We start from the raw sequence: 11,810 nt of genomic DNA, 5'->3' as shown, positions 1-11,810 counted from the left end.
TGTGAGAGAATCACGATGAACCAGATTTCGAAACAAGTCTTTGCAGCGGGCAGCGCCCTCGATTTGAGGTCAGGCAATATTCCCTCCGCTGCGCCCTCGGAAGCGGCGAGGAACGATCTGTGCATCTCTGCGATCGACGAAGCCGTCGAGAACCTTCGTCGGCTCACCGGCGCCGCCGCTTCGTCTGCGTCTTCCGATCGCAGCAAAGCGCCGGCCGATGTTGCAGCAAGCGACGTTGCCGATATGGCGCGCGCAGCCACGGTGCAGGCACCCCTCCCGCAAAAGACGGTGACGCTGGAAGCCTCACTGAAAGCCTGGAATGCAGAACCGGAGGCTCCCGCCGCCGTGATGCAAGGTCCGGCGCCAACAAAACCGGTGGAAGCAAAACTGGCGGAGGCATCCGCCCCATCGCCGATCGAGGCGCGGGCGGCGCCCGAACTGCCGAAAGAGAAAATCGAGCTTAAATCGAGCCCGACGATGCCTTTCGCCAAGACCATCGAAGGCGACAGCGGCCCGGTCAGCGAAACCGACAGGCGTCTGCGCACCGGCGGAGGCGGAAATGGCAAGCATTCCGATCCCGGGGGCGGCGGGGGCGGGGGCGGGGGAAGTGGCGGCGGTTTTCACAAGCGCAGCGAGCCTGTGAATTTCGCCGCCAGCCTCTCGCGCGGCATGGGGGCAGTACGGCGCAACATGGTGGTCGTCATGATGTTCACGATCGCCATCAACGTGCTTCTGCTGGCGATCCCGCTCTACCTCTTCCAGATATCCGACAGGGTGCTGACCAGCCGCTCGATCGATACGCTCGTCATGCTCTCGATCGCCGTGCTCGGCGCCGTCCTGCTTCAGGCCTTCATGGATACGGTCAGGCGCTTTATCCTGATGCGCACCGCGGTGGAACTCGAAGTGCAGCTCGGCGCACCGATCCTCAGCGCTGCGGCGCGGGCCTCGCTGCATGGCAGCGGCAAAGACTATCAGACACTCCAGGACCTGCAGCTGCTGCGTGGTTTCCTGACATCCGGCACGCTCATTGCGTTTCTCGACGCGCCGCTGATGCCGTTCTTCGTCGTCGTCGTCTATTTCGTGCATCCGCATCTCGGTATCATCATCATGACCTGCTGCGCGGTGCTATTCTTCATCGCCTATCTGAACCAGAAATTCACCGCCCGGCAATTTGCCGAATCCAACAGCTATCTCAGCCGGGCGAATTTCCACCTGGATTCCATGTCGCGCAATTCGCAGATCATCAACGCAATGGCGATGATCCCCGAGGCCGTGAAGATGTGGGGCCGGGAAACGGCGGGCTCGCTGAAATCGCAGGTCGAGGCGCAGGACCGCAACATCATCTTCTCCGGCATATCGAAGGCCTGCCGCATGATCACCCAGATCACTCTGCTCGGCTGGGGCGCGCATCTGTCGCTTTCCGGTGAGCTGACCGGCGGCATGGTAATTGCCTCTTCGATCATCTCGGGACGCGCACTGGCGCCGATCGAGGGCGCCATCGAAGGCTGGCACCAGTTCAACCGGTCAGCAGCCGCCTATTCCAGGATCAAGGGCCTGCTTTTGAACTCGCCGTTGAACTTCCCGCGCCTGCGCCTTCCCAATCCGGAAGGCCGGCTTGATGTCGAACGCATTCTGTTCGTGCCGCCGCCGCAGAAGAAGGTCATTCTCAACGGCATTTCCTTCTCCCTCAAGAAGGGCGAATCGCTGGCGGTCATCGGCAATTCCGGCTCCGGCAAGACGACGCTCGGCAAGATGCTCGTCGGCTCGATCGTGCCCACATCGGGAAATGTGCGCCTTGACCTGATGGATCTGCGAAACTGGGACCAGCGCCAGTTCGGCGAAAGCATCGGCTATCTGCCGCAGGACGTGCAGCTCTTTCCCGGCACGATCAAGGCGAATATCTGCCGCATGCGCGACGACATCGAAGATCACCAGATCTACGAGGCCGCGGTGCTGGCCGACGTGCACGAGCTCATCGCGGGTTTCCCGCAGGGCTACGAGACCATTGTCGCGGCCGACGGCGCTCCGCTTTCGGGCGGCCAGAAGCAGCGCATCGCGCTTGCCCGCGCCTTCTTCGGCAATCCCAAATTCGTCGTCCTCGACGAGCCGAATTCGAACCTCGATACACAGGGTGAGGCAGCCCTTGCCAAGGCGCTGATCCATGCCAAAAAGCAGGGCATCACCACCGTGACGATCACCCAGCGTCCTGCCCTGCTCCAATGCGTCGACAAGATCCTGGTGCTCAAGGACGGCACTGTCGCCATGTTCGGGGAGCGGATCGAGGTGCTGCAGGCGCTTTCGAAGAATAACAGCAATAACGGTCAACAAGCACCGCGCATCGAAGGGTGAAGGCTATGGCACGGAAACAACAGGAGACCGCCGGTCCGGTGCAGCTCGAATGGTACAGCGATGTACCGCGCTCGATCCGGATGCACAGCATCGTCGGCCTGACGGTTCTCTTCACTTCGTTCGGAGGGTTCGGCTTTTGGGCCGCAACGGCGCCGCTTGCCTCGGCTGTCATCGCCCAGGGAAGTTTCGTTGCGACCGGCAACAACAAGATCGTCCAGCATCTGGAAGGCGGCATCATCAAGGAGATGCGCGTCAGCGAGGGTGATACTGTGAGGGAAGGCGATATTTTGCTGACCCTCGATCCAACCGCCTCTCGCTCGAATGAGCGGATGCTGCAGCTTCGCCGCCTGCGCCTGGAAGCCGTCGTCTCGAGGCTTCGCGCCGAGGCGCAGGGTCTGCAGGAATTCCAGCTTCCCGCTATCGTGACGAAAGAGGCGGGCGACCCGGACATCAATGCGATCATCCAGAGCCAGAACATCGTCTTCCACAGCAAGCAGATCAAGCTCGAAGAGCAGCTCAATCTGATCGAGAAAAACATCCAATCGCTGGAATACCGTTTCGCCGGTTATACCGGCCAAAAAGAATCTTTCGAAAGGCAGCTATCGCTGCTGACAGAGGAACGCGACTCCAAGGCCCGGCTGGTCAAGGTCGGCTATATGCGCAAGACGGATCTCTTGGCGATCGAGCGGGCGATCGCCGATGCCATGGGCGACATTGCGCGCCTGAACGGCGAGATCAACGAGAGCGAGGCAGAGATCGCCAAATTCCGCCAGGAAGCCGTCATCGCCGTCAACTCCAACAAGCAGGCGGCACTCGACGCGCTCGAGACCGCCGAATCCGATCTCGACAGCGTACGCGAACAGATGCGCGAGGCTGCAGGCGTGCTCGAGCGCACCACCATCCGTTCACCGGTGTCGGGAACCGTCGTACGCTCCTATTTTCATACCGCCGGCGGCGTCATCACCACGGGCAAGCCGATCATGGAAATCCTGCCGGCGCATGTGCCGCTGATCCTGGAGGCGCAGGTGCTGCGAACCTCCATCGACCAGCTGCGCGAGGGAGAAATGGCATCGGTCAGGCTGACGGCGCTCAATCGGCGGACGACGCCGGTTCTAGAGGGCAAGGTCTTTTACGTCTCGGCCGATTCGATCGAGGAGAATGCGGGCCTCTCGGTCAAGGACGTCTATATCGTTCGCGTCGCAATACCGGATTCCGAGATTGCGCGGGTGCATAATTTCCATCCGGTTCCAGGCATGCCGGCCGAAGTGCTGATCCAGACGTCAGAACGCACCTTTTTCGAATATATCAGCAAACCAATCACGGACAGCATGTCCCGGGCATTCAAGGAACGCTGACCGCGCGATCGGGCAAACGACGGCGGTCCGTAATATGGTGTCGGTAATCTATCATCCCTTCGGGATGGATCGTCCCCTCCGGGGAAGAAAGGGCGAACATGGCGGCGATGTCGGATGTCCTGCTGCGGGTCGGGCGCCTGAACTATGTCTGGACGAATACCGAAAGCCTGCTGATCTACATCATTGCCCATCTGCTCCGGGTCGAAAAAGATGCGGCAATCGTCGTGTTCCTGACCCTCAACACGACCCGTGCGCGGATGGATCTCATCGAACGGCTTGCGAAGCTCGCTTCGACCCCGCCTTCCGACCGGAAAGCGATTCTTTCAGCCATGGCGCGGCTGAAGAAGGAATCCAAGACCCGCAACAAATACAATCATTGCATTTATTCCTTCGACGAGAAGGGAGAGATCTCGAGCACACAATTGATGCGACTGGTCGAGGACGACAAGGAGATCCGCTACGGCAAGATCGAGCAGATGGATGCGCGCGAGATCGACCATTTGGAGAAGTCGATCGCCGAGATCGTCGCCATCAGCCGGACACTCTGGGCCTTTATTCATGCGAGCCCGCGGATCTCCGGCGAGCTCTGATCTAATCCTTATGTATGGTGGGTGGCCGAACTTTGGACAGCTTGGGCGGCCTATATTGAAGCGTCGCGTTCCCTACAAATTGCGCAACTCTATGTGATTGAATTATTTAGCAGAAACATATCCAGATTCTGGGTTATTTGCCGGCTCAGAACTAATCATAATTAAGCCCTGAAAATCATCCGGATGGTTTATTTGAAGATCGGTTTTTCCCCTTAGAATGAAAAGCTCCCGAGTAACGTATGGGGTATTGGGGGCGGCCATGCGCATAGACATCATCGACACCGTTGCCGGGTTGGAGGCGGTGCGCGACAACTGGGATCAGGTCTTCATGGACGATCCCGACGCGCAGCATTTCCTCTCCTGGATCTGGCTGAAGAATTATCTGTCCCGCCGGCGCCGCTGGTTCATACTCGCCCTTCGCGAACGCGATCCCGATTCACCCTACGTTGCTTTTTTTCCCCTACGCCTCATCACGCATCTGAACGAAAAGACCGGGCTCTTCTACGACGAGATCATCATGGCCGGGAATTTTGCGGCCGATTATACCGGCTTCATCGTCAGGCCGGATTACGAACATCATGCCATTGCCGGCTTTGCCTCGTTTATCAAACATCAGAACTGGACCGACCTGAAGCTCGAATATTTCAGCGGCCCTGCCGGGCGGCACGAAAAGATGATCGAGGCGCTGCGGGGGCCGGAGGTGATGTTTCGCGACAGCTCGCCCAAAAACAATGAGAACATCGACAATACGATCTGCCCGATCGTTTCCCTGCCGGCAAGCTTCGACCACTATCTCGAACAGCGCATGAGCAGCCAGACGCGCCAGAAGCTCCGCCGGTTCCTGCGCAAGGTCGAAGGCGGCGATCTCTACCGCATCACGATGGCGACACCCGAGACTATCCATCGCGACCTGGACATCCTCTTCGATCTCTGGCGGACCAAGTGGAGCGCCCGCAAAGGCGCGGAGCGGACCGAGCGGCTGATCATCACCACCCGCGAAATGCTGATGGACTGCTTCAACAACGGCAATCTCGAGGTACCGGTCTTCTGGTATGGCGACCAGCCGCTCGGCGCGCTGGCGAATATCGTCGACCGGCAGAAGAAGGCGATCCTCTTCTACATCACCGGCCGCGACGAAAACTGGAAGACGCCGTCTCCCGGTCTCATCCTGCACGGTTACTGCATCCGGCGGGCGATCGAACAGGGCTTCAAGACCTATGACTTCCTGCGCGGAAACGAGCCCTATAAATATATGTTCGGGGTCGAGGAACGACACATCAGCTGCACGCTCTTCCGCACCCGCAATGGCCAGAATCTGCATGGCGCGCTCAACCCGCGCAGCATTCGCTTCGTCTATGAGCAGGCGCTCGACATGTACCGCAACGGCGCCCGCGGGAGAGCGGAGATCGTCTTCAACCAGGTCTTGCAATCGGCTCCAGGCCATACCGGCGCGGGATTTGGCCTCGCCAATCTGCTGTTCGACCGGGGCAAGCTGACGGAGGCACTGGCTGCCTATAAGGCGCTCGCCGAACAAGCGCCCGATCCGACACCGATCCGGATGCGGCTTGGCGACACGCAGCTTGCTTTGCATCAATACGACCAGGCCGCCGAGACGTTCCGCCTGGTCGGCGAGGTCGGGCCGCATCTGATCCAGGCGCATTACAAGCGTGGCATTGCCCTTGTTGCCGGTAAACGGCTGGCCGAGGCGGAAGCTGCTTTCGCCGCGATCCGGGACGTGCATTCGGACGATCCGGCCGCACTCGACTATGTTGCCAAGGCAAATGCCGCCCTCGAACGGATCCAGGCGAGCGCCGAACCCACGCCTCACAAGACCGATGTCGTGTCCGAGACCATCGCCCGCTGGAACCGGGGCTGGCAGCTCAGCGAGCGACGCCGGCCGCGTCTGCACTGACGAATACCTGCCGGCGGCGACAATGCGTTGCGGCGGTTCCTGGCAGCGAAGCCGCCATGGTCTTTGATTTCGAGCGGCGATCGTTGTTAATAGAGGCGCAAGCCTAATTTGCAACGCCTCAGTGGAACCTCATGCAGACCAATGCAGATGGCGCCGAAAGGGAACGGCTTCTGGCCATTCTCGATTTCTGGCACAAGATCGAGTTCTTCATTCCCTACGATCTCTCCAGCCGTATCGTCGCAGGTGAAGGGCGAAGTGTCTTCTGGCTGCATGCAAGGACGCTCGAGGATGACAGTGCCGCGCTCAGCCGTCCAGCAGTCCCCGCGGAGAAGCAGATCACGGGTTTTACCCTGTTCCTCGGCGTTTTCGGCAAATCCGAAATTACCGCTGTCCGCAGGCACTTCGATAGCGCTGCGGCCGGTATCGCCGAATATGAGGATGCCGAACGCGGCGATCTAGACGGCGATACCTGTTTTGCCAGCATGCAGCTGACACCCCTGGGGCAGCCGATCTTCGAAACATTTTCCGTTTCCACGCTTCCATGGGCTCTGGGACGGGTACGCAAATCCGGCCTCTCCTCGCTCAGCCACGAGGCATTTGCCGAGGGCAAGCGACAGCTGACGGAAGTGCTTCAGAATTTTCGGGCGCAGCGACAGCTGAGATCCTCATCCTTCGACGACGGCGCCGATCAGCCGCTCGATGCCGGCGAAATTCTGACGCTGCATGAATTGCTCTGCGATTGGGCGAGCTTCGCCGCGCATCAGGAGAAGCCGATCGCCGCGGTCGAAATACGCTACAAAGACAGGGCGGAAAGGCCCGAAATCCTCTCGCTGCCACCGCAGCCGGAAAGCCATCCGCCCGATGCCGACGATGAGGAGGATGAGAGCGCAAGCGCCGAGGAAGAGATCGGTATCCTGAACAGCTTCTTCATCGAGGATATCGAGGGGGCGATGATGCGCGTCAAACAGGGTGATATTCCCGAGCCGCTCAGGCGATATCTCACCCCGCTTGCCCCGGAGAAGCGGATCGACCTCTATTCGGAGGATGGGCGCAAGGCGATCGTTCGGGCCTTGCATCCCGGAAATCTCAACCGCGGACGCTGGCTCAGCGAACCTCAGCACGCGATGAGCCTCATGCAGCAATTCGCGATCAATTCGGCCATCGGCGAGCTTTCGGAAACCGGACTTTTCTCGGTCAACGGCCCACCGGGAACGGGAAAGACCACCCTGCTTCGCGACATGTTCGCGGATAATATCGTTAAGCGCGCCCGGGTGCTCTCCTCCTTGAAGACGGCGCGCGATGCCTTTGACGGATCGCCGCGCCGCGCCATCTTCGCAGACCGCAGCACCGCCTCGATCTCGGCGCTGATCCCGGCCCTTACCGGTTTCGAAATGGTCGTCGCCTCTTCCAACAATGCCGCGGTGGAGAATATCTCGCGCGACCTTCCCAAGCGAAGCGCGATCGCCAGGACGTCGTCCCTCCAATATCTGCAGACGGTCGCGCACAAGATCGCTTGCCAAAAGGACAATGGCGCCGCCGTCAAGCTCTCCGACGGCGACCGCCCATGGGGGCTGATCGCGTGTGCGCTCGGCAACTCCAGAAACCGGCGAGCCTTCAAGGAACGTTTCGCCTTCATGGAAATCCCCGAAAGGCCGAACCCCGGCTGGTCCGGCGCGGCCAAGCCGCAGACGATCTGGCAATGGCGAGAGAGCTACGAGGGGCCGAACTTCGCCGAAGCAGCGTCGGCCTTTCGTGCCGCCGACGACCGGGTTCGCGAGAAGATCGGTCAATATGCACGTTATGCCGATCTCCATGACGACATCGTGCGGGTCTCGCAGGATGCATTCTGCCGCGACGCGCTTGAACGGGTCGCGGCTGCCGCCGCCGACCTTCAGGGCACGCAGGAGCGCTGCGATAGGGTTGCGGCCGAAATGCTCCAGATCAAGGAAGAGTTGTCGCATCTGAAGGAAGAGGAACAGCTGCTCGACCGCAGCGCGCCTGCCTGGTGGGAGCGGGTGATGCCGAGCAGCCCCGCCCGCCAGCACCGGCAGGATGTCGGCGCCAATGCGCGCCGGCAGCTGAAATTGCGCAAGGCGCTGGCGGAATGCGAGCGGCATCTTGCGAAGATCCATGGGCCTCCGCGGGAACAGGCTTTGCGAGAATATGAGCGGGCCGAACAGGCACTGCGGTCACGGCAGAAAATCTGGGAGAGGAAAAGAGAGGAATTCGACCGTCTAGGGGAGGTGTTCGGCCATCCCGCCATACCCGAACGGCTTGCCGATCTCGAGACCGACCGGTTCCAGGTCGACGGTCTCTGGCATCAGGACGAGTTGGCGGGTCTGCGGTCGGCATTGCTGGAAGCGGCATTGACGCTGCACGAAGCATGGCTGGCGGAGGTTGGCAGGAAGGGCGGAGGTTTTGGCGGAAACATCGTCGCCATCAGCAAACTGCTGTCCAACAACAGTCCCGTCGATGACGAGCACATTTCATTGATCTGGCAGAGCCTTTTCATGATCGTTCCCATCGTCTCGACGACATTCGCCTCCTTCGCCCGGCAATTCCACCGGCTGGGCGCCGGTTCGATCGGCTGGGTCTTCATCGACGAAGCCGGTCAGGCGGTGCCGCAGGCGGCGGTCGGGGCCCTGTTGCGGGGGCGCCGCGTCATGGCGATCGGCGATCCGCAGCAGATCGAGCCGGTCTTTATCCTTCCCAGCGCGCTGATCACCGCCGCTTCGGCGCTCTCAACCCACACGGCGGCGGGGCAATATTCGCCGAACCGGGCGTCGGTGCAGATGCTCGCCGATGCCGCCAACCGCTATGGAACGACCGTCCCCGGCGAGGAAGCGGACGGGCTTTGGATCGGCTCCCCTCTCCGGGTGCATCGGCGCTGCATCGATCCGATGTTCGGTCTTGCCAACCGGATCGCCTATCAGAACAAGATGGTATTCGGGCTGGAAAAGCGCCGGCCCGCCGGAGACGCGCCGCCATTTTATGGCGACAGCGCCTGGATTGACATCAGAGGCAGGGTATCGGGCAAACAGACGGTTGCCGAACAGACGGGCTTCATCGTCGACGTCCTCACTGCCACCTATCGCCGCGACGGCGCATTGCCGGACCTCTACATCATCTCGCCCTTCAAAGAGATCAAAAACAACCTGAGGCAGGCTCTGGCCCATGCGCCATGGGTCGATCCGCTCGGAAATATGCGGTCTCCTCCATTGCGGTTGTCCCGATGGCTGCGGGAGCGGATAGGCACGGTCCATACCTTCCAGGGCAAGGAGGAAGACATTGTTTTCATGGTGCTCGGCGCCGATGCCTGGCATAGCGGAGCCGCAGCCTGGGCCGCATCGAAACCGAATCTCCTGAACGTGGCGCTGACACGCGCCAAGCGCCGCTTCTATATCGTCGGCGGCCGCAGTCTCTGGCAGACTTTGCCGTACTTCAGGGAGACAGCGAATGCCTTGGAGACGATGAAGGCAGCAGAATTCCTGGCCCGGAATGGGCTGGACTAAGGACAGCGCTGCCGCGGGCTGAATCCCGTGACGGCTCCCAGAAACGCCAAAACCCGCCATGAGGCGGGTTTTGAGGTATTGAGTTATGGGAAGTTTGGTTGCGGGGGCAGGATTTGAACCTGCGGCCTTCAGGTTATGAGCCTGACGAGCTACCGGGCTGCTCCACCCCGCGCCAGCGCAAGTCGTTTGGACTTGCTGAAGTATTGTAACACGAAAGGCCGCTTTGTGAGCGGCCTTTTGACGGCGTTTGCCGTTAGAATTGTTCTGAGAAGATTTAAAGTTGCGCTTTGCAGACCTGGCAGCGACCTACTCTCCCGCGTCTTAAGACGAAGTACCATGGGCGCAGGGGCGTTTCACGGCCGTGTTCGGAAAGGGAACGGGTGCAGCCACCCCGCCATAACCACCAGGTCGGCAAAGCGCAACTTTATGTTTGAGAAGCTGGGGATGAGGCAATAGTCAGCAGCCATTAGGCAGCAGTGACTATTGTCATCGTTTTTTTGAACACGTCTTTGATGCTTGTGATGGGCGAAGGCTGTAGTTGTTCCTACTGCCTCTTGCCTATTCACTTCATCAGCCTTTGGCTGATGAGCACAGTCAATGAGAACGATCAAGCCGATCGAGCTATTAGTACCGGTAAGCTTCATGCGTTGCCGCACTTCCACACCCGGCCTATCAACGTGGTCGTCTTCCACGGCTCTGATAGGGAATACTCGTTTTCAGGTGGGTTTCCCGCTTAGATGCCTTCAGCGGTTATCCCGTCCATATATAGCTACCCTGCTATGCCCTTGGCAGGACAACAGGTCCACCAGAGATATGTCCATCCCGGTCCTCTCGTACTAGGGACAGATCCTGTCAATATTCCTACACCCACGGCAGATAGGGACCGAACTGTCTCACGACGTTCTGAACCCAGCTCACGTACCGCTTTAATTGGCGAACAGCCAAACCCTTGGGACCTGCTCCAGCCCCAGGATGCGATGAGCCGACATCGAGGTGCCAAACAACCCCGTCGATATGGACTCTTGGGGGTCATCAGCCTGTTATCCCCGGCGTACCTTTTATCCGTTGAGCGATGGCCCTTCCACGCGGGACCACCGGATCACTATGACCGACTTTCGTCTCTGCTCGACTTGTCAGTCTCGCAGTCAGGCGGGCTTATGCCATTGCACTCGACGACCGATTTCCGACCGGTCTGAGCCCACCATCGCGCGCCTCCGTTACTCTTTCGGAGGCGACCGCCCCAGTCAAACTACCCACCATACACTGTCCCGGACCCGGATGACGGGCCGCGGTTAGACATCCATGACGATAAGGGTGGTATTTCAAGGATGGCTCCACGGAAACTGGCGTCCCCGCTTCAAAGCCTACCACCTATCCTACACATGCCGACACGAATGCCAGTGTAAAGCTATAGTAAAGGTGCACGGGGTCTTTCCGTCTGACCGCAGGAACCCCGCATCTTCACGGGGAATTCAATTTCACTGAGTCTATGTTGGAGACAGCGGGGAAGTCGTTACGCCATTCGTGCAGGTCGGAACTTACCCGACAAGGAATTTCGCTACCTTAGGACCGTTATAGTTACGGCCGCCGTTTACTGGGGCTTCGATTCAAAGCTTGCACCTCTCCTCTTAACCTTCCAGCACCGGGCAGGCGTCAGACCCTATACGTCGTCTTGCGACTTCGCAGAGCCCTGTGTTTTTGATAAACAGTCGCTACCCCCTGGTCTGTGCCACCCCATCATACTTGCGTAAAATGGGGTCACGCTTCTTCCGAAGTTACGCGTGCAATTTGCCGAGTTCCTTCAACATAGTTCTCTCAAGCGCCTTGGTATACTCTACCTGACCACCTGTGTCGGTTTCGGGTACGGTCTATACGGTGGAGCTATTTCCTGGAACCGCTCCGCTGCCCTGATAATCCAATAAACCAGAACAACTTGTGCAATCCGTCACTACCACCAGGCCCACGAATATTAACGTGGTTCCCATCGACTACGCATTTCTGCCTCGCCTTAGGGGCCGGCTAACCCTGCTCAGATTAACTTTAAGCAGGAACCCTTGGTCTTTCGGCGAGAGGGTCTCTCACCCTCTTTATC

Annotated in this window: 5 protein-coding genes, 1 tRNA gene and 2 rRNA genes (1 of these 8 running past the window's edge); 5 read left to right on the top strand and 3 right to left on the bottom strand. The window is 59.6% G+C overall.

Annotation, left to right across the window (positions count from 1 at the left end; translation table 11 throughout):
• Positions 1-15 precede the first annotated feature (15 nt).
• The 5 genes from CO657_RS20570 to CO657_RS20550 all read left to right on the top strand — a co-directional run bounded on the left by CO657_RS20570 (position 16) and on the right by CO657_RS20550 (position 9,718).
• Positions 16-2,349, top strand: a complete 2,334-nt coding sequence (locus CO657_RS20570; RefSeq protein ID WP_054182246.1) for a type I secretion system permease/ATPase — start codon at positions 16-18, stop codon at positions 2,347-2,349.
• A 5-nt stretch (positions 2,350-2,354) separates the two neighbouring features.
• Positions 2,355-3,704: an HlyD family type I secretion periplasmic adaptor subunit gene (locus tag CO657_RS20565; protein WP_054182247.1), complete on the top strand. Its 1,350-nt coding sequence runs from the start codon at positions 2,355-2,357 to the stop codon at positions 3,702-3,704.
• A 98-nt stretch (positions 3,705-3,802) separates the two neighbouring features.
• Positions 3,803-4,294, top strand: a complete 492-nt coding sequence (locus CO657_RS20560) for a hypothetical protein (RefSeq protein ID WP_003589459.1) — start codon at positions 3,803-3,805, stop codon at positions 4,292-4,294.
• A gap of 259 nt (positions 4,295-4,553) precedes the next feature.
• Complete coding sequence (locus CO657_RS20555; RefSeq protein ID WP_054182274.1) at positions 4,554-6,206, top strand: GNAT family N-acetyltransferase; 1,653 nt, start codon at positions 4,554-4,556, stop codon at positions 6,204-6,206.
• A 131-nt stretch (positions 6,207-6,337) separates the two neighbouring features.
• Positions 6,338-9,718, top strand: coding sequence for a DEAD/DEAH box helicase (locus CO657_RS20550; RefSeq protein WP_054182248.1), 3,381 nt, complete (start codon positions 6,338-6,340; stop codon positions 9,716-9,718).
• A 95-nt stretch (positions 9,719-9,813) separates the two neighbouring features.
• On the opposite strand, the gene CO657_RS20545 is transcribed toward CO657_RS20550, so the two are convergent.
• The 3 genes from CO657_RS20545 to CO657_RS20535 all read right to left on the bottom strand — a co-directional run.
• Positions 9,814-9,890 (bottom strand) — tRNA-Met (locus CO657_RS20545).
• Positions 9,891-10,011: 121 nt separating this feature from the next.
• Positions 10,012-10,126 (bottom strand): 5S ribosomal RNA (rrf, locus tag CO657_RS20540).
• Positions 10,127-10,321: 195 nt separating this feature from the next.
• A 23S ribosomal RNA gene (locus CO657_RS20535) occupies positions 10,322-11,810 on the bottom strand; it runs 1,389 nt beyond the window's last position.

This window comes from Rhizobium acidisoli, from assembly GCF_002531755.2.
Taxonomy (GTDB): Bacteria; Pseudomonadota; Alphaproteobacteria; order Rhizobiales; family Rhizobiaceae; genus Rhizobium; species Rhizobium acidisoli.
Note: the sequence above shows the minus strand (reverse complement) of the source record. Positions and strands in the feature narration are given on the sequence as shown.

Excerpts from the sequence above, each read along its gene's own strand:
- CO657_RS20570 (WP_054182246.1), top strand. The coding sequence starts at position 16 with ATGAACCAGATTTCGAAACAAGTCTTTGCAGCGGGCAGCGCCCTCGAT.
- CO657_RS20565 (WP_054182247.1), top strand. The coding sequence starts at position 2,355 with ATGGCACGGAAACAACAGGAGACCGCCGGTCCGGTGCAGCTCGAATGG.
- CO657_RS20560 (WP_003589459.1), top strand. The coding sequence starts at position 3,803 with ATGGCGGCGATGTCGGATGTCCTGCTGCGGGTCGGGCGCCTGAACTAT.
- CO657_RS20555 (WP_054182274.1), top strand. The coding sequence starts at position 4,554 with ATGCGCATAGACATCATCGACACCGTTGCCGGGTTGGAGGCGGTGCGC.
- CO657_RS20550 (WP_054182248.1), top strand. The coding sequence starts at position 6,338 with ATGCAGACCAATGCAGATGGCGCCGAAAGGGAACGGCTTCTGGCCATT.